26 protein-coding genes and 2 pseudogenes are annotated in these 24,840 nt (G+C 34.1%); 12 read left to right on the top strand and 16 right to left on the bottom strand.

Going from position 1 to position 24,840, the window contains the following annotated elements; translation table 11 throughout:
- Nucleotides 1-25: 25 nt before the first annotated feature.
- The 5 genes and pseudogenes from QW128_00140 to QW128_00120 form a co-directional block, all read right to left on the bottom strand.
- Complete coding sequence (locus tag QW128_00140; GenBank protein ID MEM3831999.1) at nt 26-955, bottom strand: pyridoxal phosphate-dependent aminotransferase; 930 nt, start codon at nt 953-955, stop codon at nt 26-28.
- Between the two features lie 81 nt (nt 956-1,036).
- A complete protein-coding gene (locus QW128_00135) occupies nt 1,037-1,321 on the bottom strand; it encodes a Zn-ribbon domain-containing OB-fold protein (GenBank protein MEM3831998.1) in 285 nt (94 codons plus the stop codon).
- A 6-nt stretch (nt 1,322-1,327) separates the two neighbouring features.
- A pseudogene (locus QW128_00130) lies at nt 1,328-1,444 on the bottom strand (zinc ribbon domain-containing protein).
- Nucleotides 1,445-2,596 (bottom strand): thiolase domain-containing protein, encoded by a 1,152-nt coding sequence (locus QW128_00125; protein MEM3831997.1) that lies wholly within the window; start codon nt 2,594-2,596, stop codon nt 1,445-1,447. It lies immediately after the preceding pseudogene.
- 5 nt (nt 2,597-2,601) lie between these two features.
- Nucleotides 2,602-3,648, bottom strand: a complete 1,047-nt coding sequence (locus QW128_00120) for a hydroxymethylglutaryl-CoA synthase (GenBank protein MEM3831996.1) — start codon at nt 3,646-3,648, stop codon at nt 2,602-2,604.
- Between the two features lie 522 nt (nt 3,649-4,170).
- Here QW128_00120 and pheA point away from each other — a divergent pair.
- Complete coding sequence (pheA, locus tag QW128_00115) at nt 4,171-5,004, top strand: prephenate dehydratase (protein ID MEM3831995.1); 834 nt, start codon at nt 4,171-4,173, stop codon at nt 5,002-5,004.
- A gap of 116 nt (nt 5,005-5,120) precedes the next feature.
- Here the strand turns inward: pheA and hxlB are convergent, their stop codons facing one another.
- A complete protein-coding gene (hxlB, locus tag QW128_00110) occupies nt 5,121-5,723 on the bottom strand; it encodes a 6-phospho-3-hexuloisomerase (GenBank protein MEM3831994.1) in 603 nt (200 codons plus the stop codon).
- Between the two features lie 289 nt (nt 5,724-6,012).
- On the opposite strand from hxlB, the gene QW128_00105 reads away from it, so the two are divergent.
- Both QW128_00105 and QW128_00100 read left to right on the top strand, forming a co-directional pair.
- Nucleotides 6,013-7,212, top strand: coding sequence for an exonuclease SbcCD subunit D (locus QW128_00105; protein MEM3831993.1), 1,200 nt, complete (start codon nt 6,013-6,015; stop codon nt 7,210-7,212).
- A gap of 9 nt (nt 7,213-7,221) precedes the next feature.
- The gene (locus QW128_00100; GenBank protein MEM3831992.1) at nt 7,222-9,720 is read left to right on the top strand and encodes an SMC family ATPase; all 2,499 of its coding nucleotides are present in this window, start codon (nt 7,222-7,224) and stop codon (nt 9,718-9,720) included.
- Nucleotides 9,721-9,931: 211 nt separating this feature from the next.
- Here QW128_00100 and QW128_00095 read toward each other — a convergent pair whose 3' ends face one another.
- Genes QW128_00095 through QW128_00085 form a run of 3 tightly spaced genes read right to left on the bottom strand, consistent with a single transcriptional unit; the run spans nt 9,932 to nt 11,563 of the window.
- Nucleotides 9,932-10,486 carry a TlpA disulfide reductase family protein gene (locus QW128_00095; GenBank protein MEM3831991.1) on the bottom strand — a complete coding sequence of 185 codons (555 nt, stop codon included), beginning with the start codon at nt 10,484-10,486 and terminating at the stop codon, nt 9,932-9,934.
- Between the two features lie 45 nt (nt 10,487-10,531).
- Complete coding sequence (locus tag QW128_00090; GenBank protein MEM3831990.1) at nt 10,532-11,089, bottom strand: hypothetical protein; 558 nt, start codon at nt 11,087-11,089, stop codon at nt 10,532-10,534.
- A gap of 3 nt (nt 11,090-11,092) precedes the next feature.
- A complete protein-coding gene (locus tag QW128_00085) occupies nt 11,093-11,563 on the bottom strand; it encodes a DUF4430 domain-containing protein (protein ID MEM3831989.1) in 471 nt (156 codons plus the stop codon).
- A gap of 176 nt (nt 11,564-11,739) precedes the next feature.
- Here QW128_00085 and QW128_00080 point away from each other — a divergent pair, with 176 nt between their 5' ends.
- The 3 genes from QW128_00080 to QW128_00070 all read left to right on the top strand — a co-directional run bounded on the left by QW128_00080 (nt 11,740) and on the right by QW128_00070 (nt 14,001).
- The gene (locus QW128_00080; protein ID MEM3831988.1) at nt 11,740-12,165 is read left to right on the top strand and encodes a DUF2258 domain-containing protein; all 426 of its coding nucleotides are present in this window, start codon (nt 11,740-11,742) and stop codon (nt 12,163-12,165) included.
- Nucleotides 12,166-12,294: 129 nt separating this feature from the next.
- On the top strand, nt 12,295-13,485 hold the full coding sequence (locus QW128_00075) for a thiolase family protein (protein MEM3831987.1): 1,191 nt from the start codon (nt 12,295-12,297) through the stop codon (nt 13,483-13,485).
- A gap of 324 nt (nt 13,486-13,809) precedes the next feature.
- Nucleotides 13,810-14,001: a DUF2249 domain-containing protein gene (locus tag QW128_00070; protein ID MEM3831986.1), complete on the top strand. Its 192-nt coding sequence runs from the start codon at nt 13,810-13,812 to the stop codon at nt 13,999-14,001.
- 191 nt (nt 14,002-14,192) lie between these two features.
- On the opposite strand, the gene QW128_00065 is transcribed toward QW128_00070, so the two are convergent.
- Both QW128_00065 and QW128_00060 read right to left on the bottom strand, forming a co-directional pair.
- Nucleotides 14,193-14,837: a helix-turn-helix domain-containing protein gene (locus QW128_00065; GenBank protein ID MEM3831985.1), complete on the bottom strand. Its 645-nt coding sequence runs from the start codon at nt 14,835-14,837 to the stop codon at nt 14,193-14,195.
- A 5-nt stretch (nt 14,838-14,842) separates the two neighbouring features.
- Nucleotides 14,843-15,919 carry a nitric oxide response protein gene (locus QW128_00060; GenBank protein MEM3831984.1) on the bottom strand — a complete coding sequence of 359 codons (1,077 nt, stop codon included), beginning with the start codon at nt 15,917-15,919 and terminating at the stop codon, nt 14,843-14,845.
- A gap of 85 nt (nt 15,920-16,004) precedes the next feature.
- Between QW128_00060 and QW128_00055 the strand changes: the two genes are divergently transcribed.
- Nucleotides 16,005-16,697, top strand: coding sequence for a hypothetical protein (locus QW128_00055; GenBank protein ID MEM3831983.1), 693 nt, complete (start codon nt 16,005-16,007; stop codon nt 16,695-16,697).
- A 76-nt stretch (nt 16,698-16,773) separates the two neighbouring features.
- On the opposite strand, the gene QW128_00050 is transcribed toward QW128_00055, so the two are convergent.
- On the bottom strand, nt 16,774-18,087 hold the full coding sequence (locus tag QW128_00050) for a M20/M25/M40 family metallo-hydrolase (GenBank protein ID MEM3831982.1): 1,314 nt from the start codon (nt 18,085-18,087) through the stop codon (nt 16,774-16,776).
- 88 nt (nt 18,088-18,175) lie between these two features.
- On the opposite strand from QW128_00050, the gene QW128_00045 reads away from it, so the two are divergent.
- Both QW128_00045 and QW128_00040 read left to right on the top strand, forming a co-directional pair.
- The gene (locus QW128_00045; protein ID MEM3831981.1) at nt 18,176-20,788 is read left to right on the top strand and encodes a penicillin acylase family protein; all 2,613 of its coding nucleotides are present in this window, start codon (nt 18,176-18,178) and stop codon (nt 20,786-20,788) included.
- Nucleotides 20,789-20,813: 25 nt separating this feature from the next.
- Nucleotides 20,814-21,134, top strand: a complete 321-nt coding sequence (locus QW128_00040; GenBank protein MEM3831980.1) for a hypothetical protein — start codon at nt 20,814-20,816, stop codon at nt 21,132-21,134.
- A 54-nt stretch (nt 21,135-21,188) separates the two neighbouring features.
- Here the strand turns inward: QW128_00040 and QW128_00035 are convergent, their stop codons facing one another.
- The 3 genes from QW128_00035 to QW128_00025 all read right to left on the bottom strand — a co-directional run bounded on the left by QW128_00035 (nt 21,189) and on the right by QW128_00025 (nt 22,846).
- The gene (locus QW128_00035; protein MEM3831979.1) at nt 21,189-21,437 is read right to left on the bottom strand and encodes a hypothetical protein; all 249 of its coding nucleotides are present in this window, start codon (nt 21,435-21,437) and stop codon (nt 21,189-21,191) included.
- 1 nt (nt 21,438) lies between these two features.
- The gene (locus QW128_00030) at nt 21,439-22,614 is read right to left on the bottom strand and encodes a TRC40/GET3/ArsA family transport-energizing ATPase (protein ID MEM3831978.1); all 1,176 of its coding nucleotides are present in this window, start codon (nt 22,612-22,614) and stop codon (nt 21,439-21,441) included.
- Between the two features lie 70 nt (nt 22,615-22,684).
- Nucleotides 22,685-22,846 (bottom strand): hypothetical protein, encoded by a 162-nt coding sequence (locus QW128_00025; GenBank protein MEM3831977.1) that lies wholly within the window; start codon nt 22,844-22,846, stop codon nt 22,685-22,687.
- A 321-nt stretch (nt 22,847-23,167) separates the two neighbouring features.
- On the opposite strand from QW128_00025, the gene QW128_00020 reads away from it, so the two are divergent.
- The 3 genes and pseudogenes from QW128_00020 (at nt 23,168) to QW128_00010 (ending at nt 24,622) form a co-directional block, all read left to right on the top strand.
- Nucleotides 23,168-23,590: a hydrogenase maturation nickel metallochaperone HypA gene (locus QW128_00020; protein ID MEM3831976.1), complete on the top strand. Its 423-nt coding sequence runs from the start codon at nt 23,168-23,170 to the stop codon at nt 23,588-23,590.
- Nucleotides 23,587-24,318 carry a P-loop NTPase gene (locus tag QW128_00015; GenBank protein MEM3831975.1) on the top strand — a complete coding sequence of 244 codons (732 nt, stop codon included), beginning with the start codon at nt 23,587-23,589 and terminating at the stop codon, nt 24,316-24,318. Before QW128_00020 ends, QW128_00015 begins: the two co-directional genes overlap by 4 nt.
- A gap of 181 nt (nt 24,319-24,499) precedes the next feature.
- A pseudogene (locus tag QW128_00010) lies at nt 24,500-24,622 on the top strand (macro domain-containing protein).
- A 9-nt stretch (nt 24,623-24,631) separates the two neighbouring features.
- Here the strand turns inward: QW128_00010 and QW128_00005 are convergent.
- Entirely contained in the window at nt 24,632-24,799 is a 168-nt protein-coding gene (locus tag QW128_00005; GenBank protein MEM3831974.1) for a hypothetical protein, read from the bottom strand.
- Nucleotides 24,800-24,840: the final 41 nt, after the last annotated feature.

Here is a 24,840-nt window from a genome sequence, read left to right as displayed (position 1 = left end):
ACACTATTAAAATCACAAAAAACGTTTATCCAAAAAATTTATCGCTGAAATTTTTTAATCTGATCAGGCTTTCTTTGAGTATGCTTGGATCTTTAGAACCAAGCGAGACTCTAAAACCTCCATCGATACCGAAAAATTTTGAAGGTGTAAATAGAACTCCAGTCTCTTTAAGGAGTTTTCTACAAAAGTCCATAGAATTTAGAGCATCTTTTGTGAGAAGTGCCACTGGCATGTAGGGATTGTGAATGATTTTAAAACGTGTGTCACTGAACTGATAGAGTATCTTCATGTTTTCCTTTATAATATTTATGCTTCGTTCTTTAAAGAAGTCAAAATTTTTGAATATATACTTTATTAATTCTTTTTCGTATAAAGGTTCTGGTGTTACTAGATCTTTTATTTTCTTTATTTTCTCTGCGAGTTCCTTTTTGGCAATTATCCATCCAACTTTTCTTCCTCTTATTGCAAAAAATTTACTTGTGCCTGATATTATTATAGCGTTATCATGGAAGTATGGTTTATCATCGATGAAATATTTGAATATTTCGTCTATTATTACTAGATTGTTGGAAACGATCTCATCAGGATTTAAGTATAAACCTGTAGGATTATTAGGGTTAGCTAATGCAATAATAGATTTTTCTACCTTAGGTTTGATTTCTGAATACTCAATTTTAATTCCTAATGCTTGGGCCTGTTCAAAAATTGGAGGATAGCTTGGCAACGGTATAACAACTTTATTAGGTTTCAAAGCAAGATAAGTTAAAAACATACCTTCTTGAGCACCATGTACGATTACAATATTCTCAGATGAAACATTATACCATTCGGCAAGAATTTTTTCAGGTTCATTATTATCCTTGGGCAATTTATTAAGTTCTTCAAATCCTTCTATACTACTCCACGATAGATTTATTTCAGCTTTTTGTTCTTCCCAGTCAAATAAATCAACCATAATGCATCTTATATAACTATTTATAACACATTATTAAAGTTAAACTTTATTTTGACATTAGGCAATTACTTTTAAAAAATCTTAATGTTTATTCGTGGATTTTAATGCTGGTCTGAACTTTATTCCATATTGTATAATACCCTTATTGCCATCCTCGCTCATCTTTCTGAATACCGCCTCAACCTCAATTCCCTCTTTAAGTTTTTCTGGTTCAACGTCTGTTAGTTGTGCTAATATTTTTGTGCCATCTGTTAATTGGATAAGACCAATGGGGTATGGCTCTTGCTTTTTATGCTCCTCTGGTACTGTATAAATCCATGTATAATTGATCAGTACGCCTTTTCTTGGTAACTGGTATGACTCCATGTCATCTGAACCACAATCGCAGGAGGATTTTGGAGGATAGTATACCTTACTACAGCTTTTGCACTTGTTACCAATCATCCTATATCTCGTAATTCTTTCAGCCCAATACCTAGGAACGCTCATCTATTTAACCCTCCTTAAAATGCTTACTGTAGCTGTACCACCTATACCAGCAACACTATGAACTAAACCATATTCAGCTTTAGGTATTTGATGTATAGCTTCTCCCTTTAACTGTTTAGTGACTTCTATAATTTGATAGAGACCTGTGGCACCAAAGGGATGCCCTCTAGCTTTAAGCCCTCCGAAAGTATTAGTAGGTATTTTTCCTCCTGGTGTTAGTTGATCTTCTTTAAGTAATTTTGTAGCTTCTCCGTGTTTTGCAAACCCTAAATCTTCAAGAGCAATTATACCTAATATCGTGTATGAATCATGTATTTCGGCTACGTTAATTTTTTCAGGCGTTATTTTTGCTTTAGCGTAAGCTTGCTCAGCAGCTTTTAGTGATGAGTAAAATGATGTAATGTCATTTCGTTGTGCAATGTTATACTGATCAGCTGTAGCCATTGCTGAGCTTTCTACTGCTACCAATGTATCATTTTTCACCTGATCCGATACTGAAAGAACTACAGCAGCAGCACCGTCACCAAAACCAAAACTTTCAAATAATCTTATTGGGTCAGCTATAATAGGGGATGCGAGTACTTTATCAAGCTTTACTGGGAACGGGTACTGTGCATGCGAAACACCTACAGCCATAGAATGATCGTGAACTGCCATGAGTGCCACATCATCATTTTTTATTCCATACTTTTTGAGATATTCTTTGTAAACAAGTGCTGCTAAACCTGCATACGTGGCTCCTTGATATGCGATGTACTCTCTATCTTCCATTGATGCTATCACGCTCTCAATTTTTGCTGGTAATTCATCGCTAAGTTTATCACCACCTATTATGAGAACATGATCATAGAGACCTGATAGAACAGCCATATAGCCTATGTGAAAGGCAACACCACCTGATGCATCTCCGGCCTCAACACTCATAGCTGGTGTGCCCCCCAATCCCATGTAGTTAGCTATTAATGAGCCTAATTGATATTGCTCTTGCAGTCTGCTTGCAAATGCACTACTTACGATTATTAGATCAGGTCTTGAAATTCCTGCTTCATTGAGAGCTAAAAAACCAGCTTCAGCCATTAAGGTCCTAAGGGGTTTTGACCAGTGCTCGCTTATGGGTACATATCCTGTACCGCTTATTATTACGTTTCTCATCTCGCTCACTCCTTTAATTTCTCTCTGAAACGAACATAATGACCATAACTGATTTGCACTCGTCTGGAGATGTAATCTGTAACTTTCAATGCTAAGTCTCTCTTTGTTTCAATACCATCCTCTACGATTATGCTAATAGCATCAGACCCTGCCCCAGAACCAAAAGAAACCACCAATAACCTATCACCAGGTTTAGAAATATCTAATACCGCTGCCAGGCCTAAAAGTGATGATCCTGCGTATGCATTGCCTATAACAGGATTAAGAAGTGTTGGTTTTACTTGATCTAGCGTGAAACCAAGGTCTTCAGCAGCCTGTAACGGAAATTTCACGTTAGGTTGATGAAATGAGACAAATCTAAAGTCTGACGGTTTTAGTCCTAATTTATTCATAAGACCCTTTGCAGCATTCTCAATATGTGTAAAATATGCCGGATCACCTGTGAACCTATAAGTATGCATCGGAAAATACTGCCCTTCACGTCTCCAAAAATCTGGCGTATCAGTAACGTATGTATACATACCCTCAATTTTAGCTATCGCATCGTTGTCATTTTGTGCTAAAATGTATGCTGCAGCACCAGAACCAGTAGTGTATTCTAGCTCGTCTGAAGGTCTTCCTCTCGCAATATCAGCTCCTATTGCCATCCCAGCTTTAATATTGTTAGATGCAACTAACCCTAAAACTGCTATGAACGCTTCAGTTCCTGCTTTACATGCAAACTCAAAATCTGCTGCTAATGGATTTGGTGTAGCACCTATAGCTTCAGCAACTATAGTAGAAGTTGGCTTAACGGCATAAGGTTTTGATTCCGTGCCAACATAAACCGCGCCAAGATCTTGTGGATCAATTTTAGCTCTATTAAGTGCATTGATCGCAGCCTCTACAGAAATAGTCACAGTATCCTCATCAGGACCTGCAACGGCTTTCTCATTAGGTGGTATACCTCGACCACCACGACCCCAAATTTCAGCGATTTCCTTGTGAGGTATTCTATACATCGGTATATAAACCCCATAACCTATTATTGCAACATCCGATACCATGAGCATCGCCACAGTTATGAAGTTATTACAAAAATATATGCTTATCTTAAATGATAATCAATATTAACCAAAATAGATAAAACTAAATACTAATCTTAAAAATATAAAGTAATAATTCTTTTCTTAAGCGATTATCTGCCACTTTTAATTACATGAAATAAGAAAGCCTACGCTTTCAACCGTGAAATAGATTGTCGATAGGCTTAAATTCAATAACAAATCATGCAAAACTATGTGGAACTATCAACACTTCAGGAGCAAAGTCCTTCTAATTCAGTATCGCTTGATAGTGATTCGCTCAATAAGTTATGCAATTATTTAAATCTATTGACAATATTTACCTCAGAACTTAAACAGAGACTTCTGATAGTATATGTTTTGTGAAATTTTTCATTGATTTTATGTTATAAATCTAAAATATCGCAGCAAAATGCTCGTGAATAATTATTTATGCAGTTCCATTCACTATAGTTTCCTTCATCTAATGTGCGGAAAAATTTTTATTTAGTGATCATTTATTAAAGCTTAATGCGTGATAAAATTAGGGTAGGATTTCAAGGTGAACACGGAGCATACAGTGAAGAGGCATTACTTAGTAGATTTCCTAATTCTGAACCGATTGGTTATAAGAGTTTTAGAGAGGTGTTTGATGCTGTAGAAAAGAATGAGTGTGATTTCGCTGTGATTCCTATTGAGAATTCTTTAGAGGGTGCGATAGGTGAAGTCCATGACTTACTTTTTGAGTATCCACTTATGGTTAGAGGAGAGATTATTTTAAGAATAAAGCACAATCTTTTAGTATTACCAGGTGTTATGTTTGATGATATAAAAGATGTTTATTCACATCCACAGGCACTAATACAGTGTAGTTCATTTATTACACGTTATAGGCTTAATCCGATTGCAGTTTATGATACTGCTGGGGCAGCAAAATTGTTAAGGGAAAAGAATGATATACACTCTGCAGTAATAGCATCTAAAAGGGCTGCTGAAATATATGGTCTTGCTATTCTTATGGAAGGTATTGAAAATAATATAAACAATTATACGAGATTTTTGATCATTGGAACTGAGGACATTAAAAATCCCACTGGTTCTGATAAAACATCGATAATATTTGGAGTGCATCATGTTCCAGGAGCATTATACAGAGCACTAGAGTCCTTTGCTAAAAGAAATATAAACTTAACAAGAATAGAATCACGACCATCAAAAAGAAAACCATGGGAATACTTATTTTATGTGGATTTTGAGGGACACAGATTTGATAAAGAAGTTTCATCAGCACTCCAAGAATTACAGCAAGTTACTAGCATTATAAAGATTCTAGGATCTTATCCTGCATCTAACAGCTTCATATAGAGTTAAGGATTACTTACGATAGGAATTTTGCGATCTATTATTGAATCGCAACAAAAATAGCTAAGACAAGCTATTCATGGAGCTAGAAAAGAAGTTTAAAACTAGTACGATCTTCTTTATTCGATAGTTGCATGTCTAGCTTTTAATTCTTCTTCTGTTAACCCAAGTCTCTTCATTAGTTCAGCTATCATGCCATCTAATAATATCATTGCTGTTATTTCAAAAAGTGTTCCTAATGGAGCTAGTGGTTCGTGTTCTCCTATAAGTTGTCTAACATAATAATCTTGTTCGCTGGCTAATCTCGTCCTACCTGGTACGGTTACTATTTTATTAGATATTTTTGCTAGAGGCGACTCAGGTCTTGATGTTATTGCAATTACTGTTGCACCTATACTCTTGGCAACTTCTGCGGCTCTTATTACAACGTTTGTTTCTCCAGATCCTGAGATTGCAATAATTACATCATCTTTTCCAATTGCTGGTGTTATAGTTTCTCCAAATACGTATACTCTGAACCCTAAGTGCATAAGCCTTAAGGCAAAGGCTTTACCCACAAACCCCGAACGTCCCATACCTATTACAAGAACAGAACGATCCCTCATCTTCGTCCTTAGTAGAAGAGTTATCATATCATTAACTTGAGACCAATCGATTAACTCTTGAGATTTCTTAACAAATTCAATAATTTCGTTCACTGCAGCTTTTGTCCATTCGACCATAGAAATCACCTAAGAAACTCCCGATTCGGGAGTAACTTATAAATCTGTATCCCCTGATCGGGGGTCACTTTTTTTCACCAATTAAACAAAAAATGCTCCAGAAAATAAGGTTATCTAGATTCATTCCATAAATTAGAAATTAATAGCCTCCCTTCTTGTATAATGATTAATGATGTTCTGTTAAGTTTATTATGGATAAACATACCAGATGAAATTTTGTGCGCAGTGCGATTGAATGTTTTAGGAACACTATAAAACTTTATTAAGTATTTTCTGTTTTTAAGAAAGTGTGAACACAAGAATAATTCATACTGCGGATTTACATCTAGGTGTCCAGCCGAGTGATTTCAGGGCTGATAGATTACAAGATTTCATCAGAAGCTTAAATAAAATAAAGGAGTATGCAATAAAAAATAATTCAGATGTTGTTATTATAGCTGGTGATGTATTTCATCATCCACGTCCTACAAATAAGGTTATGTATGAATTTTCAGTGTTCATTAGGGATTTAATTTCTAATGGAATTCATGTTGTAACAATTAGAGGAAATCATGATGCCTCTCAGATACCGGAACAGAGAACGTTTCTTGATGCATTAGATACGATTCTTGGGAGTGAAGCTCCAGTTAAAAAATTTTTCCATTATCTTCCAAGAATTTCGTCGATAACTGTCAAGGGAAAGAGCGGGAAAAATATTAAAATCATTGGTATACCATATGTAAGGCCAAGAGTAACAGGTAAACCCAGTACTGATGTTGAAATGCTAAAAAATTCTGTGGAGGATCGTTTAAAGAACGAGTTAGACGCTCAATCAGATTCTGATTATACTGTTATAGCAGCACACTTATCGTTAGAAGGTTTTACTTATGGTTCTGAGAGAAGATTAGCGTTTCTTGAAAATGAGGTAAGGTTTCCTGTGAACATGTTAGTAAAAAATGGTTTAGTGTCGTATGTTGCCATGGGCCATGTTCATAAACACCAAGATCGCAAAATTGGTGATGTGAGCGTTGTATATTCTGGTTCGATAGAACGTGTTGATTTTAGTGAATATAATGAGAAAAAATACTTTATTGATATTAAAGAAGAGAACGGTGGTTTACAATGGAAACCTATAGAACTAGACATACGCCCCATGCACGTCATTTATATTGATGCCAGGGGTCATTCATTAGATTATATTAGTGATGAGCTAAGGAGGAAAAAGGATTTGCGTGATTCACTCGTAAAATTAATTTTAAAAGTTGGAAACAAAGAAAAGGAGAAAATGAAACCTGAAGCAATATTAAGGTATTTAGATTCATTCAACGTCTATGATGCAAGGTTAGAATATGAGATGTTAAGTGAGAATGCAAACGTTGCTGAGACGCCTAAGGCAGGTAATCTGGAAGAGATGTTTAAGGAGTACGTAAAAAATGTTGTTGATTCAAGTATTAGGGATGTAGTTATTGAAAGAGGTCTTAAGCTGTTAAGAGAGTTCGAATATATATAGGGTGATAGCATGGGAATCGAGCATATAAGGATTAAAAATTTTACAGTATTTAAGGGTAGTCATGAAGTCCTCTTAGGTAATAGAATGATTTTTTGTAGAGGAGTGAATGGTGCTGGGAAAACAACACTTTTTGTAGATGTACCTGCATTCGCATTGTACGGGCCTGATGCTATCAGCCACAGAGGAAAACGAGATGAATTAATATCCCAAGGTATGAGAGAATCTTATGTAGAATTAGCATTTACCTATAAATCACCCCAGGGTCAATCTTCAAAATATATAATTAGACGTAGTATCATTAAAGATGGGAGTTCTACGGCCGAATTGGCTGAGATCGTCAATAACAAAGAAGTTCGTAGGGCAGATACTGTTAAAGAAGTTAATAGTAAAATCATTGAATTACTCGGGATGGATCAAAAGACATTTCATTCTACAGTAGTCATTAGACAAGGTGAAGTCGAAATACTTAGCGAAGCGTCTTCAAGTGAGCGTCGTAATCTTTTTCTAAATATATTTAACATAAATTTTGATCCATTGCGTGAGAGAATTAAAGAAGAGAAAGATAGATTGGAAAAAGAAAATGAGAAACTCTCCTCTAATTTATTATTAATCAAAAGAGAACTCGAAAAAGAAACAACTCTACGAAACACATTATCGCAATTAGAAATAGAGAAAAAACTAGAAGAAAAAGAGCTAGAGGAGGTTGAAGCAATATATGAGAGACTAAGTCAGAATGAGAAAGATTTAAGATCTAAAGTAGGAGTACAGGAAGAACTTCGAAGACAAGCTGATGATAAGAAACGAAAGGTAGAAAGCTTAAAGAACGATATAAACAGTAGTGAAGAAAAGAAACGAGAAATAGAGAAAAAATTAGAAGAAACTGTGAATATTGATGAAAAAATTGAGATTATTACTAAAGAATTAGAAATTTTGCGTGAACACTATGAGACATATCAAGAATTCGAAAGAAAGAGAGAACTCTTGGAATCTTCATTAAAACAAGCTATTAAGGAACACGATAACATAAAGAAGGAAGTAAACAAAATTAATGAGATCAAGGATCAATTAGACAAAATAGAAAAGGATGAGAAGGTGTTTACTGATATAGAAAAACGTTATAACGAACTTAACAATGAAAATATGACTATAATTAAGAATCTCAGTGAATACAAGTCAAAGTTAAACGATATACTAAATCACAAAAACATACTTATGAAGACCGGCAACGAAAAGACTGTGGTTCATTGCCCTGTATGTGGATCAGAATTAAGTATCCAAAAAAGAAATGAACTGATTAAAAAATATGAAGAAGAAATTAACGGGCTAAACTATCATATAGAATACCTTGAAGAACAGCAAAAAGAAAAAAATCAAGAAATAAAGCGTTTAGAAGACATAAAAAAAGAATTAACACGTAGGATTGGTTCAAAAAATCTCTTAATGGAAAGACTGAATGACCTCATTGAAAAGAAAAAGAACCTAGAAGACCTTGAGAGAGAAATAACACAAAAACAGAGGGAGCTCGAAGAAATTAAGAAGAAAATTTCTGAAATTAACCAATCATTGCAAAAAGAAATTAAATCTCTTACCATCACAAATCCACAAATTATTAAGCAGTATATTAAAAGTAATGAGATGGAATTAGAGAAGTTAAGAGAAAAATTAAATGAACGTTCAACATTAGAAAACGAGTTAAAAATTTTAAAGGAAAGAATAAACGAGAAAAAGAGAGAAATTGAAAATCTCAATAAAGAGTGTCAAGATATTGAGAACAATACTAAAAATTATGAAGTATTAAAGAAAGAATTAGACTCACTAACATTAAAACTAGATGAACTAAGAAAAGAGCGAGACGAGAAAAGCAGAAAAATTGGAGAAATCGATGGTCAAATAAAAGGGATCAACGACGCACTTAATGAATTAGCACAAAAGCGTAAAGAATATGAAAAGATGGAAATGAAATTAAAAGAAATAGAGCATGAATTAGAAATCCACAGAGCATTAGATAACGTATTTATGGAACGTAATTTTCCTGCAAAATTAATATCTTACTATGTTAAAAGAGTTGAATATTATGCCCAAGAATATGTTAACCTGTTCTTAGGTAATCGTTTCACGCTAAAACTAAGTATCGATTCTGGTGGTATACATGCCAGCGTCCAAGAAGGCATGATTCAAAGAAAACTTGAGGCTCTATCAATGGGAGAAAGAACAGCTATAGGTTTTGCACTACGTTTAGGAATCATGAGTGCAGTAGCAGAACAACACGGATTACGTCGACCAGATTTTCTAATCATAGATGAGGGTCTAAGTGCATTAGATGAAGAAAGACGCAACGCATTTTTAGATATACTAGGGAAGCTTAAAGAAAATTTCAGCACTGTTGTTGTCATATCACATATCGGTGAGTTGGCTGATGCTCCAATCTTTGACATGATAGTAACAATCGAACGTAACGACTCACAATCTACAATAAAAATTGAAAACAATAGAATTCAAGAGCTTTAGCTAACCTCTCTAGCACTTTCATCGATATATCGCTCTTCTATCTTATATTATCCAATTCCGTAATAGAAACAGAAAGAATAAATGATAACGTTAACATCACCTTCACGGAGACAGACTATAATTCATAATATGTTTAAGCATTAAATAATTCATTCATCTTATTAATTAATGTTGTAGTATTTCCTGTTAAGCTAAATTATTTTAAAGATTCTCAGAGATGCGATGAGATTACTGCTTTTAGATCGTCTGCACTTATTTCACCAACCTTACTCCATAATACTTCACCATTTTTACTAAGTATCATAAATGTTGGATATGCTTGAAGATTCACTTTTTTCGCAAGTACTCCACCATTATCCCAAAGTATTGTCCATGTTATGTTATATTCACTCTTATATGTTCTTAATGTATCTAGGTTATCAGATGCATCCGGTCCAATGGAGACAATGTTTATTTTATTCTTAAATTCAAAATACACTTGCTTAAGGACAGGAATCATGTTTTTACAGTGAGGACACCATGTAGCCATAAATTCTATAAGCGTAATTTTTCCAGTAAAATTACTGAGAGTATAAATTCGGCCATCGGTACCAACAAGAGGAATGCTCAAAATATTATTAGAAACCATGACTGGAGTGTTTTGTGTGTTCATTACTTGCATAATATACATAACGATTATAAGAAAGATAACCACGGATAAAAGTGCAATAAAGCCAATGAAATTCTGATTTTTCTCTTTCCTATTTTTTCCTTTCGGCTTCACCATTTTGGTATAAATAGAAATTTAATTAGATAAATTTAACTAAAACATTTAACTTTGAATAAATTGCATTGTGTTGAATCCATTTCTCTTTAATATTTTCATAAGCATTACTGTTAAAAATGATGTGGTGAATTCTGTTATTGGTCCAACACCAAACATCCAACCCCCTTCAACAGGTAGAAAAAGTCCTATTAAACCTACAACTAAAGAATTGATCGGCGAAAGCCCAGAAATAAGGTAAGTTAATGTTGATGTAATAATATCATAAAAAAAGACACAGAGATAAAGGATGATCACTTGAAATTCTTCATACTTTATACGTTTGGACAAACTACCTAACATAGCTGTGGCAAAAGCTGTGAATGATGTTATTGGTGTCCATGGTCCTGGCCAAATAAACAGATCAGAAATTAATTGAGAAAGAAGCGCTACAAGACCTCCACTTAAGGGATCTAAAAGTATTGATCCGATAAACCCAAAAATTAACGCTATATTAATAAATTGGAAAGCTCCTATTGTCCAATTTTTAGTGATCCTAATAGTTATTGCTGTTGCTGTTAAAATTGATATTGTAGCAATTTTTAAAGATCTGTTTATAACAACCACTTCCTACGGTTTCACTAGAGGTTGCCATGTTGTTGCATTAACTGGACTATACACCCATGCTAATATTTCATTATTTGATACAATATATCTATCTGCAGCGACAGGACCCATGTACCAAGAATTCCCTGAGTAATACCACCAGAACCAATATTTATTCTGTTGTTTATTTTCAAACACACCGTTTATTCCAACCACGTATACTCCGAACGAATACTGAGTATAATTCACACTAGCAACCTTTTTAGTCACATTGAACAGTGAAGAACCCAATGAAACTGTTGTATTATTGTACCATTTTTTAGTACCATTATCGAATTTTATTAAAAGATTAACACTTACAGTTGGCACTTTAGTCCTAATACTACTTATAAGAGATTCATCTTGCAGATAAAGAAAGTAATAATTGATAGCAAACGCTGTTGAAATTATTGCCCATATAAACAAAACTACTATCGAAATCCTTAAGATGTTCATATTATTCACCAAGTCTGGATAATCCAACCAAGCATTTAAAGTTAACTGTATAACATCAATAAAAACAACAATATCCTCTTTAAAGTAAATAAAAGACTACGACAAGCGTGTTTTATGTTTTCTATAAATAATAAAAAGTTTATATATGAGGTTTCATAATATATACTTGATGGTTAATGTCCGTTTCTAAAGAAGGTGAACAAGTTAGTGTTGAGTTAAGGACAGGAGTTATTCCAACTGCTATATATGCTAATAAATTGAGACGAGCTGCATTCGTTCTATTAGGTAAACAAGTTCCTAAAGATGTTATAATGAGAGATGTTACTGAACTTAACCAAGAATTATACCGTAAATTAGTAGAAGAGATGAAGCTTGGTAAAGGTGACCTTATCAGAATTACACTCACAGCAACGTATGATAAGGATTCTAACAAAGTATCCTTTAGCAACATTCGAATTGATCGTTATGTGTCTCAACATGAAATAACTACCAGTTTCGAATCACGTATTAAGGAGCTTGAAAACCAGGTTGAAAAGCTCAGAAATGAAAACCAAAAATTGAGAGAAACATTGAACAAAATAAAAGAAATATTAAGCATGTAACAGTTCTCAATAAACAAGAATTAAGCCTGTTAGAGGGATGATTTTGTTATCCAATGTTATCTAATAAGTAAAATTTTCTTTACAATAGAAATATATTCAATATTTATGAGGAATATATTGTGTATTAACATGAGCAATGATGTTGTTATTGTGAGTGCTGTTAGAACTCCTGTCGGAAAATTCGGTCAATCATTAGCTAAACTTTCTGCAATGGAACTTGGCGTAATAGTTGTCAGAGAAGCAATTAACAGAGCTGGCATTGATCCGAAAATGGTTGATGAAATTATTATGGGAAATGTTGTGGGAGCTGGCCTTGGTCAAAATCCAGCTAGAGTTATAGGTGTCCTTGGAGGCCTACCTGAAAATACTGAAGGCTATACAGTAAATAAGGTATGCGCATCATCACTCAAAGCTGTTGCTTTAGCTGCTCAAGCAATAAAAGCCGGTGATGCAGAAGTTATTGTAGCCGGAGGAATAGAAAGCATGAGTAATGCACCATTTCTAGTTCCAGCAAATGTTAGATGGGGATGGAAAGTTATGTATAAAAGCGGTCCCACACTGATAGATACGTTAACTCACGATGGACTTGAGGATTATTACGGCAATCCCATGGGTTTAGTTGCTGATCAAATAGCTAAAAAACGGGGCATAACACGAGAAGAAGCTGATACTTTCGCATACGAAAGTCACAAAAAAGCTGGTGAAGCAACACTTAAAGGCTATTTCAAAGAAGAAATGGTGCCCATCGATATAACCAAGGATGGAGAAAAAATTATGCTGGACAGAGATGAAGGTATTAGATATGATACTTCTGTAGAAAAGCTATCAAAACTAAAACCGTTTTTCTCATCAGACGGGATAACCACTGCAGGTAATGCATCACAAATTTCCGATGGTGCATCAGCAGTCATCGTAACTAGCATGGAAAAAGCTAAATCAATGGGATTAAAACCATTAGCTAAGATATTAGGTTATGCTTCTGCTGCTATAGATCTTGTGAATTTCATAGAAGCTCCCGTACCAGCGATTCAAAAACTGCTTAAAAAACTCAACATGACAGCGAATGACGTAGATCTAGTTGAAGTTAACGAAGCGTTCGCAATTGTACCACTAATAGTCTCTAAAGACCTAAACATCCCACTAGAAAAAATTAACATTCATGGCGGTGCAATAGCACTAGGACATCCAATAGGAGCTAGTGGTGCACGAATATTAACAACACTTATCTACGCACTCAAACAAAAAGGTCTTAAACGCGGATTAGCAGGCATATGCCACGGAGGAGGAGGGGCATTCTCTATGATGATAGAAAGACTCTAATTCTCCTCATCAATTCGGATCTACAGGAATTTGGTAAGAGAAACTAAAACTTTAGCTCTGAAAGGAAGAATTAAATTGCTGAAAAGACTGGTTTCAGCATGTTGTGAATGAACATCCTAAACTCAAGGAGTTAGTTTTCAGAATGTTTAATGATGAAACTCTTATCAGCAAGTTTGTTTTGAGTCCTTTTAGATCACATATACTGTAAAGATGATGTTTGGTTAAAGAGTGCCAGAGGGAAATCATAATCACATTATAAGACCCGTTGAGAAGGAGGTTGGTGAGAATGTTCATAATGATGTTTGTGAAAAGAGTTAGACTATTATGATAGCATACTATTATGATAGCATAATGGTTGAGAGAGATTTTGTGATGATTGATGTTCTCGGAATAGCGCCTTATAAGAGACATGAAATCATTTTCAACAAATTCAATGAATTATCGAGCGGTTCCACTATTATTTTGTTTAATGATCATGAGCCAAAGCCTCTTTATTATGAACTGGTTACGAAGTGACCTGATTTCGATGCATTAGCATATGAATCATTATCAGTTGAGTGATATAATATGAGTTTCACGTTTAAAGAAAAGATAAGTAAATAACAGGTTACAAAAATATTACAGCCTTTACAAGGATTTTGAATAAATAAAAGGTTTTATTACTTTAAAGAAGTTGATGAATTCTTTATTAATAGGTTCAAGTAATTCTAGGTGCTCTTATTTAGTTTGGATAAGTATTTTTCAACTACTTTTTTTAGTGCTCTACGTAGTATTTCTTGCGCTGATGATGGTGATATATTCATGAGTTTTGAAATCTCAGTTAGGGTGATCTGCCTGTCCACATCGAAATAGCCTCTTTTATAAGCTAAAATTAGTGCTTGAAGTTGTCTAGGAGTTAATCTATTGGTCTCGTCACTGATTGTAACCTCTTTTTTATTTAAAACCTTCGGTTTTAAATTTAGATCGTTTAAGGATTTTAACATACTTTTTAAGACTGTAAATGATGGTACTACAATTCTATATGTTATCGCATACTCGTTGATTGGTATTGCGTCTAAAATTAGCACATCACTTTGACTAAAAAATTTACATGATGAACAACTTGGAGTTTTTACCCACACGTAGTTATTACCTAGGTTAATTATTTTTGCAGGACTTTCCATTAGTTTATATCGTATAGAGCGTGTAAGTTCAATCTTGATCAGATGGTTTGTGTTTTCTTTTCCGGGTATTATTTTTTCAATAGAATTTATTTGACTTCCCACAGCTTGTGTAATATGGCAGTCTCGCCTTTCTATATTAAGTTTAATTTCTACAGGTCCTCTTACTTTTAGAGCTCTCTCTTTTACCATTTCCTTCATCTCCTTTGTAAAAATATTTGTGAGAACATTAGAAGGTAAAATGATAAAATTCCAATGCCCTGTAATGGAGTCGCGAGCAATAGTAGTGGAGACATTATGTTTAAATCATATACTACTCTCATAATAGTGCCCACATTAACTAATAAGTATGGTATATATGAACGTTTAATGACAAGACGTCTATCTAATATTCCTAGAAGTAGGTCTATGAGAACAACGTCAACTCCGAATATTGTGTTGAACAGAAATCCTATTGTGATTGTGTGAATGTACGCATCATAGCTCCATGATAGAATTGCTGAAGTTAAAAGCCAGATCCATGCGGTGGCTAAATGAATTTTTGAATATCGTATTCCTCGTGATGTGTAAATCTTAGTAGCATGAACTGAAATGATCCAAGCTGAGATTAAGAAGAATGAGGTTAGATAGAAATAGAAAGGATGAAGCAGAATTCCTACTACCAGAAAAATATAAGAAATGCTCATTTCTTTTTGATTAACAACACTTCCTCCTAGTACTAATCCTATATCTCTCGACATCACAGCAAAAATCATTGCAGTGGGAAATATTATTGCTAACTGTGGCATACGATAAAACATTTGGAAAATTATTACAAAAATCGTTATTATTAATGTTGATACTATCAAATAATTATACAATATAGGTCGAAGACCAATTTTGGATGGTGTAAGGTATATCGCTGAGTATTTAAGAAGGATAAGAAGTCCCATGACCTCAAGAATAAACGGTATGATATCTAATCTTAAAAAATCGTAAAGTAGTGTTGCTAATACTACCATTATGCCAAAGAATAATATATATTCATTACTGGCAATTTTTCCTGACCATTCTCTACTTAATGCTATGAGTATCTCGTTACCTATTAATAACATAAAGAATCCATAAACCATTAGAAACCAATGACCATAGAATAATGGTGTATTTAAGATGTTTGTGTACATTTGTACGTCCATTTTAAGAGTTTGTATAAATATGAAACGTAATACTGCAGGAATACCTCCAAGTAGTAAAAGTAAAACTCCTAAAACCATTAGAATAAGCCCAGTTCTCACATATCATAAATCATACTATCACATAAATGTTTGACCCTTATGTATAAGGGCTAAATATTTTAAAATACATTATGTTATACGATATATGAACGTTGTGAAGTCTACTGGTGTACTCTTACTAATTATAATGACTTACATGCTAGCTTTAATTTCTTCATCAAAAATGATCTATTCACTAATTATATTTCTCTTATCGATTTTGCACACTATCACTATTGATAAATTGCGCAGTAAAGTTCTGAATAATGAACTTAATATAATAGACTGGTTTCTTATATTACTTAATATGATACCCTATATTTTCTTATTTAACGTATTTCTTTTCATACCAGGTGCTTTTTATATTGCATCTGTCATTATGGCTTATTTGAAGGTCCGTGAATGGTCAAATGTGTTAGCCTTAACAGGATCAGCTTCCTTATATCTTCCTTGGGTTGAGATAATGGGTGTGATAAAATTTACTAATATTGTTATATTTGCAATATGGGTATCGTACTCTTTTACAGAGTCACTTTATATTGAATATAAACTTCCCTATAAAACAATTAGCGCCAATTATGTAAGAAATGTGTGGTTTCCTTTATTACTGGTATTAATTTTTCTTTCAGCATTCCAACCAATATTGATTTTGAGTTTAATAGAACCAACTATCAGATTTTTTAAACCTGGTGAAAAGTTAAAATCAGGGTCAGAAATAAAGAAACTAGGAAGAAAGACCGGTATACAATATTCACTTGTTTTAATTATACTAATATTTTCTCAATTGATTAGATTTTAATATTTTTCTCTATTTAAATGGTGAACATTCGCAACAATTATCTATCGAGTTTATATGCTTGAAGGTATTAAGAATATTAATACATGAATGTTTTTATTGCATCGCTAAGTACTTTATATCCAAACTCTAAGTTTCTTATTGAAATTCTTTCATTGTCACCATGGATTAATTTTGCCCATTCTGAGTATGACCCTTCAATCATTAATGGTTGGAAACCATAAGCTGGAATTCCAAGTGTCCTAAAGTATCTAGAATCTGTTCCGCCTGTGACCATGAGCGGAGCAACCTGAGCGTCTGCTACATATTTTTTAATTGAATTTTTAAGTATCTTAAATAATGATGTATTGATGGGTGACCACGTGGGTTCTGATACATGGATAAACTCAAAATCATATTCAAGTTCGCTATATAAATCTTGTATGATTTTTCTAATGCTATCGCTTGTATGTCCTGGTGTTGCTCTACAATCTATAATTAATTCACATTCATGTGGTATCACATTTTCTTTTACTCCTCCCTTTATTATTGTAGGTGTCATTGTGATCCTTGTCATCGCTCTTAGATATTCTGATAATCCTTTATCTTTTTCTGCCAATTTATTGAGCAATAAATCCAAATTGTTTTCGGTGAGATTGTCCTCTAATAATTCCTCCATTTTTAGTAATGTTTCAATATATTTTTTGGATTGTTCTGTGAGCTCTATTCTTGGTTTGAACGATAATAATCTAGAGAGTATGATGTTCATTTTTTCTATCGCATTTATTCCCAGCGTTGGTATTGATCCGTGTGCCGGTGTTCCCTTGGTCCTTATCCTATGCCAGAAAACACCTTTCTCAGCCACTTGTATGCTGAAAAGCCATCCATTTTTCGTTTGGATTCCATCACCTCCACCTTCATTAATAACATAGTCCGCTAGTATCTTATTTTTGGCATTGCTTAAAAGCCATTGAACACCAATCCCTCCCCGTTCTTCACCGGCGGTTGCAGCAAATATTATGTCACCTTTTGGTTGTTTATTCATAGATGCTAACTCTGCAAAAATATAAGTTTCGAGCGCAACCATACTTTTCATGTCTAATGCGCCTCGTCCCCAAACATATTCATCTTTAATTGCGCCAGAGAATGGATGAACCCTCCATCGTGATGGATCGGCAGGAACGACATCTAAATGTGAAAGTAATAATAACGAAGGCCCCTCTTTTGTTCCATGTATTCTTGCTATAAGATTACCTCTATTCTTATCACATTCTATAATCTCTGATCTAATACCTCTTTCAGCTAACCATTCTGATAGATATTTTGCTGCTTCTGTTTCATTACCAGGAGGATTTGTAGTATCAATCTTTAAAAGGCCTGATAATAATTTAGTAATCTCAATGACTTTTGACATGTTTATCATTAAATTATACTATAAAATATTTATAAACTTGTGTCTGACACCTTAAAACTTATATGCGTTGTACTCATTTATTTTATTCATGAATTACAGGAAACTCACGAACCTTGTTGTTGCTATTTTCGTGGTATTAATAATTGTTTTTTTAGTATTTTTGGAACCTATCAATTTAATCATGAGCTTGTTGAGCATTTCTAACGGTGTTTGGAGTTCAACTTCACCTGTGAGCGGGAATAAATTTGTACTTCAAGGTCTTCATAGTAATGTCGAGATTATCATAGATAAGAGAGGGGTTCCTCATATATATGCGAATGATGATTATGATCTTTTTTATGCCATAGGTTTTATGCATGCAAGAGATCGATTGTGGCAGATGGATATTCAGCGGAGAGCCGCAGAAGGACGTTTAGCAGAGATTGTGGGTAAGAATGCTATTAATAATGATATATTTATGAGAATTATAGGATTGTGGAGAGCAGCAAATATAACTGCGTCCTATATTAGAAATGAATATCCAAGTTATTATAAATTGTATCAGGCTTACGCTGATGGTGTTAATGTATATATGCAATTAGCCAAAGAATCAGGAAAATTACCGCTTATGTTTAGATTGCTCAACTACGAGCCTGATCCATGGACGCCAACGGATTCGATTGCTTTTGCAAAGCTCATGGCATGGTCCTTAACAAATTATTTTGAACCATTGAAATATTCATTAATAGCTACAAAAATTGGGGCAAAAGAAACCTTAAAACTTTATCCAATATATCCATACTATGAAGAAAATATTACTGTAGTTCCGGGCAATGGGACAATAAATGGTAAGAAAATTAACGTGCCGCCTGACTATCTTTTAAATCTTAACTGGTATTCCCAATGGGCTACAGGTCTCAACTTTAATGATACAGCATTCAAAGATAAACTAACTGAAGCTATTGAATCGATTCTTGCACTCGCAGGTGATCCATACACTAATCAATCACAAGGTGTTCAATCGTATGAAAATAATTTGTATAACATGTTAGCTTATTCTATGGGTAGTAACGATTGGGCTATAGCGCCATCAAAATCAGAAAACAATCTTGCAATGCTTGCGGATGATCCACACTTACAACTCCAATTGCCATCATTATGGTATGAAGCTGATCTTCATTCACCAGATATTAGTGCATACGGTGTTACCTTAGTAGGTATACCTGCTATTATAATAGGTTTTAATAATAAAATTGCTTGGGGGCTGACTAACACTCAAATAAGTGTATTAGATTTTTATGTAGAGAAAACAAATCCATCAAATCCTAATGAATACTGGTATAATGGATCGTGGCGCACTTTTAAAGTTATAAAAGAGGTGATTAATGTAAAAGATGCACATACGATCATATTACCAGTAAACGAGACTATACATGGACCAGTTCTTACTAAGAAAGGTCTCACAATATCAGCTGAATGGATAGGCATGAAAGCAACATACGAGGCTATAGCAATAATTAATGTAATGAAAGCTCAAAATGTAACACAATTCTTTAATGCGCTACAATTATGGGATGTTCCCTCGCAAAATTTTATGTATGCTGATGCATATGGAACTATTGCTGTAATTGAACCAGGTAAGTTCCCATTCAGAATAGTTAAACTACCAAATGGAGATACAGTAAAGGTTGTTGGATCTAGAAGTGTCTTGAACGGTACTGGTAATTATGAGTGGGCAGGTTATATACCGTTTGAAGATCTGCCACATAGTATTAATCCGCAGCAAGGATACTTAGCCGCACCAAATCAAATGAGTATAGGCAGGTATTATCCGTACTTTATACTTGGTGGTTGGTGGGATCCTGGTGCTAGAGCTCAAACTATAAATATGATATTAGGTAAACCAGGTTTATTGACATTAAATGATATGATGAAAGCTCAGAGTAGTGTTCATGATTGGTATGCTCAAATGCTTGTTCCTCTTATCCTGAAATCGATGGAGAAATATCCATCCAGTAATCCTGATGTGCAAAAAGCCGTATACCTGCTCAAGAATTGGAATTACTCTATGTTAAAAGATTTAGAAGCTCCATCAGTTTGGTGGTTCTGGTTATCTTCATTTTATAATATAACGTTTATTACTAAATATAGAGAAATTGGAATTAGAGTTAATCAATATCCATATCCAGGTACAGTACTTTACCTTGCACTCAATGAACCTAATTCACAATGGTTTGATGGTAATTTCTATAAAAAAGCTTCTCAAGCTTTAATTAACGCTGTTGAAGAATTAAGGTCAAAGTTAGGTGAAAATTGGACTTGGGGTAGGTATCATACATTATACCTTGAACATATCTCGCAATTAAAACCGCTTAGTATCGGTCCTTTACCTGAGGATGGTGATCCTTTCACTTTGATGGCTGCACCATTCTCTAACATATTTTACGGTCCAGTAAAACATGGTCCAAGTTGGAGGATGATTGTTGTTATGAATAAAACAGGACCAGTAGCGTATGGAGTTTATCCTGGTGGACAGAGCGAAAACCCAGTAAACAATCATTACAGTGATTTCGTTGATGAGTGGCTTACATATAAATATAATAGATTGCTCTTAGAGAATAATCCTGAACAAATACCATCAGAAATAATAGAAGAAACCATAACTCTTTTACCAAAAAGCTCTGCATCTATTTTCCTTGGGGATGATGCAAATGAAATATAAAAGTGTTATTCTTTTAATATTTGTCATGATCTTGAGCTATGCATTACCATTAATAACTAATAATTGGAGATTTGTAATAGTAGCTGGAATAATCAGTGGTCTATTTCTCTCTCAAAAACTTAAATCGTTTATTATAGGTTTTGCCGGAACTTTGATATCATGGACAATAAGCACATTGTATGTTGTTTTGTTAGATCAAAACCAGAAATTGTTATCATTGATAAGTCAGGTTGCTGATATACCCTCAATAATTTTGATAATGATATTTATTTTCATACCTTCACTAGTTGCTGGTTTCTCAAGTCTAGTAACTACAATAGTGAAAAATCTAATATCTAAGAGATGAGTCTCTATTTGAATGGAGTTTAACTACAATAAGAATTATCTAAAAATACTTTTTTTATTCTACTTTTGTTCGTTCCCTTTTTTCTTCTTTCTTCTCGATTTCTGTTTTCATTGTTTCTAGTTTTTTAATGCTATTATTAAGTATGGATTCTATTGCTTTCAGAAATTCGATGTTTGCGTTTATAAGATGTTTGAGAGATTCTTCGGATCCCTTGGGCCAGTATTTTATTATTAATTCATACAAATCTGGTATTGGTAGTGGTAGGATAATAAAGGGAAATTGCGGTTTCCTTTCTTCTTCCATGCTAATCAGCCTCGAAATATATATGTATTTTGCTATTAATAAGTTTTGCAGATTTCAGAGAATACTTGTACGCAATTGAGGGTAATGGTAGTAATATTGTTGATCTGCCCATGAAGGTCTCGACATGAATTATTAACTCATCACCAAATCTTTCTATTTCTAGATCTTCTTTCTTAACTAGGGGCGCAGGTAATATTATCTCGACACCATTTTCTTTGTTCAATACCTTTATTCCTTCACCCTTAAAGTATATTGTCGTGGGATCGCTATCACCATAGAGTTCTCTGCTTAACATCTGTAAATCATTAAAACCTCTGACTTCACCTTTTAAAAACGATATTTTTCTTAATGGAAGAGGATGAAAGTCTACTTCACATTTTCTTATATAATTATTCTGAAGCTCAAGCCAGTTCTTTAGATACTCGTCTTTGATCGTATTCGGTAATACTTTATTGATTATAACTAAATCTGTATTGATATCATATATTGATGCTTGTACAAATGTTCTTTTTGCATTTTCTATGCTAAATAAATCAGGGTTAACGATCAATCTCAAACTCACTTGACTATGATCCACTAGAATATTATGTACCTCTTCAAGTAAATTAAGAAGTTTTATTTGGGTTTTTATCACATCTTTAGATGGAACAGGAACACCCGCTACAGATGCCACAGTTCTGCTAATATCTGCAATTGGTGCAACAATTCCCATGAATCTTCTACTTAATTTACCAATTAAATATGGCAGATAGAGCAACCTTAATGCATCACCGGATGGGACCATATCTAGTATTATTGTATCATACCTACCTTCTTCAACATAGTTCACAAGCTTTAATAATGCAGCAGCACCAGTAGCTCCTGGAAAATTTGCTATCTCATAGGCTATTATTTCATCAACCCCGCGTGCCTTTAGAACCTCACTAATAAATTCAAACAGAGCGGAATAATGTTTACTAGCCTCATAGACAGGGTCTATTTGAATAGCATCTAAATGTTCTTTCACTTGTGTCTCTTGAGAATTGATTTTAAAACCAAATATATCAGACAACGTATGCGCGGGATCAGTAGAGACCAGCAAAGTTTCATGTCCTAATTCAGAAGACCTTAATGCTGTAGCACTAGATATAACAGATTTACCAACACCACCTTTACCAGTAAAAAATATGACTCTCATCGCATACCACCATCGAAATTAATTTAACCTTAACGATGAGCATGAAGAATTCAAGTTAGACAATTCTAAATTAAATAGCTTTAACAACCTTCGCCACTGGCCTTCTAGGTTTGTAGAGAACTCTGCCATTACAATATCGACACATATAATACATTGTAGTCTCACTAGACACTGCCTTGAGATCATCCTCCGTTAAAACTCTTCCACAACGCTCACAAACATATTCTACCATTACCTCTCCCTCTAACTATATACGAAAACACTAAATAAATTTATCTTCATATTTAAAGCACTAAATCTACTGATTATCCTATTTTTGATGCTTTTATGCATACAAATTCAAAATCTTTAGTAACTATCTGTCGGTTTTTCTAATCTTGATGCGCTCCTAGGCCCGTATGATAATGTTGCTAAAAATTCTAACACCTTGAAGTGATCTGTGCTAAGTATTTTATAACCTCTTCAACTGTATAAAAACATGTAATATTTCTCTCGTTCTTTAATCATAATGTTTATTTCTTTGTTTTTCAAATGTAATGTGGTGGTGCTTATCGTGCACGAGTGGTCTGTTGCTGAATCGGTTATTAGAACCTTAGTACAATGGAGTTCAAAAAATAGGGTGATAGAGATTAAGAAGGTGGTGATTTCTGTACCTTCTTTCTCAATGCTTGATGTGGATGTGTTAAGAGAGGCATTTGATATGATGAAAGGAGAATATTCTTTTAGTGGTACACTGTTGGAAATAAACATCAAGGAACCTGTGTTTAAATGTGAAAACTGTGATAGTACGTTTAGTGTTAATGACGTTGGTGATCAAATTGAAAAAATAAAATTAAATTTCGGGGAAGAATATCCATTACATTTAATGCCAGCGTTAGTTCCGGCATTTTTGGTTTGTCCTTATTGTGGATCTCATGATATAGAAGTTTCATCCCAAAGTATTACAATAGATAAGATAGAGGTGGAGAAAAGTTGAATCCACTAACGATCTTGGCGCGAGAAAAGCTCAAAACTAAGAAGGTTACTGCAGTAATGAGTGCAAAAGGCGGTGTAGGAAAAAGTTTAATTTCTGCACTATTTGCAGTCCTTCATTCAAAGAGGGAGAAAACAGTATTAATAGATTTGGACATACACGGTATGTCCTCAGCAAAATTATTTGGAATAGAGAATAAACTTCATAATATAACGAGGGATGGTATAGCACCATTTTACATACAAGGTCTTGGAATCATAACTCTGAATGGGATAGTCAAAGACAGGTATGTGATACTACCAGGAAGTAATAGGGGAGATGTGATGGAATCATTAATATCATATTCTGACCTCAGAAATGCTGAGCATGTGGTATTTGATATGCCACCAGGATTGAGCGATGAGATTCTAATATTGAATAGAGTGACTAAGTATAATCCAATGATAGTAACAACACCATCAAAAGTATCAATTAAAACTGTAGAACAATTATTGCAATTCTTAAATGACATAAAGGTTACACCAAAATACCTAGTAGTGAACATGGCTTATATAAACTATGAGAACACTATAATTAGACCATTCGGCGATAGCACATACGCAAAAAAACTTTCAGAAAGATATAATGTTAGTCTAATCGAAATACCTATCGATCCAAATATAGAAGATTTTGTCGGCAGAATTCACGAATACAATGGTGAGATTATTAAAAAATTAAGCACATTACTTTGACGATCTTAAATACATTGGAATTAAGTATGGCATCCTTATCCTTAAGTACAGAAGGAATATCAAAAATGTGGTATCATTTTTAAGAACAGTTTATCTCTCTGTTTTAAATTGAAGAGCATATTCACAGTTTGTATGAAATAAACTTTATAATTATTTTGCATAATATAATTAATGAGTTCAAATGTATACAAAAATTCTTAATCATAATATTGTTTTAGAGATTGTCTCAGGTGATATTACCGAAGAATCCTGCGATGCAATCGTTAATCCGGCAAACAGTCTTTTAATTATGGGTGGTGGTGTGGGTTCTGGGTTAAGTAGGAATGCATAGTGAATTGTTGCTTTTATTCCTACTTAACTCTTTCCTCTCGATTAGCTCATCGAGGGCTTTCGGGGTAAACCCGACATCCCCACATCTGAAGGTCAACCCCCAGCCCACCCATCCCCATAGGAAGTCATGCTTCCAGAGCAGAGGGGACACTAAAACGTATGAGCAAACCATATTTAAACCTATCTGCTCTG

This window comes from Thermoprotei archaeon, assembly GCA_038881895.1.
Classification (GTDB): Archaea; Thermoproteota; Thermoprotei; order Gearchaeales; family WAQG01; genus JAVZOV01.
Note: the sequence above shows the minus strand (reverse complement) of the source record. Positions and strands in the feature narration are given on the sequence as shown.

What these genes read in the sequence shown, in the direction of transcription:
- QW128_00140 (MEM3831999.1), bottom strand. Translation starts at nt 955, where the DNA reads ATGGTTGATTTATTTGACTGGGAAGAACAAAAAGCTGAAATAAATCTA.
- QW128_00135 (MEM3831998.1), bottom strand. Translation starts at nt 1,321, where the DNA reads ATGGAGTCATACCAGTTACCAAGAAAAGGCGTACTGATCAATTATACA.
- QW128_00125 (MEM3831997.1), bottom strand. Translation starts at nt 2,596, where the DNA reads ATGAGAAACGTAATAATAAGCGGTACAGGATATGTACCCATAAGCGAG.
- QW128_00120 (MEM3831996.1), bottom strand. Translation starts at nt 3,648, where the DNA reads ATGCTCATGGTATCGGATGTTGCAATAATAGGTTATGGGGTTTATATA.
- pheA (MEM3831995.1), top strand. Translation starts at nt 4,171, where the DNA reads ATGCGTGATAAAATTAGGGTAGGATTTCAAGGTGAACACGGAGCATAC.
- hxlB (MEM3831994.1), bottom strand. Translation starts at nt 5,723, where the DNA reads ATGGTCGAATGGACAAAAGCTGCAGTGAACGAAATTATTGAATTTGTT.
- QW128_00100 (MEM3831992.1), top strand. Translation starts at nt 7,222, where the DNA reads ATGGGAATCGAGCATATAAGGATTAAAAATTTTACAGTATTTAAGGGT.
- QW128_00095 (MEM3831991.1), bottom strand. Translation starts at nt 10,486, where the DNA reads ATGGTGAAGCCGAAAGGAAAAAATAGGAAAGAGAAAAATCAGAATTTC.
- QW128_00085 (MEM3831989.1), bottom strand. Translation starts at nt 11,563, where the DNA reads ATGAACATCTTAAGGATTTCGATAGTAGTTTTGTTTATATGGGCAATA.
- QW128_00080 (MEM3831988.1), top strand. Translation starts at nt 11,740, where the DNA reads ATGTCCGTTTCTAAAGAAGGTGAACAAGTTAGTGTTGAGTTAAGGACA.
- QW128_00075 (MEM3831987.1), top strand. Translation starts at nt 12,295, where the DNA reads ATGAGCAATGATGTTGTTATTGTGAGTGCTGTTAGAACTCCTGTCGGA.
- QW128_00070 (MEM3831986.1), top strand. Translation starts at nt 13,810, where the DNA reads ATGATAGCATACTATTATGATAGCATAATGGTTGAGAGAGATTTTGTG.
- QW128_00065 (MEM3831985.1), bottom strand. Translation starts at nt 14,837, where the DNA reads ATGGTAAAAGAGAGAGCTCTAAAAGTAAGAGGACCTGTAGAAATTAAA.
- QW128_00055 (MEM3831983.1), top strand. Translation starts at nt 16,005, where the DNA reads ATGAACGTTGTGAAGTCTACTGGTGTACTCTTACTAATTATAATGACT.
- QW128_00050 (MEM3831982.1), bottom strand. Translation starts at nt 18,087, where the DNA reads ATGTCAAAAGTCATTGAGATTACTAAATTATTATCAGGCCTTTTAAAG.
- QW128_00045 (MEM3831981.1), top strand. Translation starts at nt 18,176, where the DNA reads ATGAATTACAGGAAACTCACGAACCTTGTTGTTGCTATTTTCGTGGTA.
- QW128_00040 (MEM3831980.1), top strand. Translation starts at nt 20,814, where the DNA reads ATGATCTTGAGCTATGCATTACCATTAATAACTAATAATTGGAGATTT.
- QW128_00035 (MEM3831979.1), bottom strand. Translation starts at nt 21,437, where the DNA reads ATGGAAGAAGAAAGGAAACCGCAATTTCCCTTTATTATCCTACCACTA.
- QW128_00030 (MEM3831978.1), bottom strand. Translation starts at nt 22,614, where the DNA reads ATGAGAGTCATATTTTTTACTGGTAAAGGTGGTGTTGGTAAATCTGTT.
- QW128_00025 (MEM3831977.1), bottom strand. Translation starts at nt 22,846, where the DNA reads ATGGTAGAATATGTTTGTGAGCGTTGTGGAAGAGTTTTAACGGAGGAT.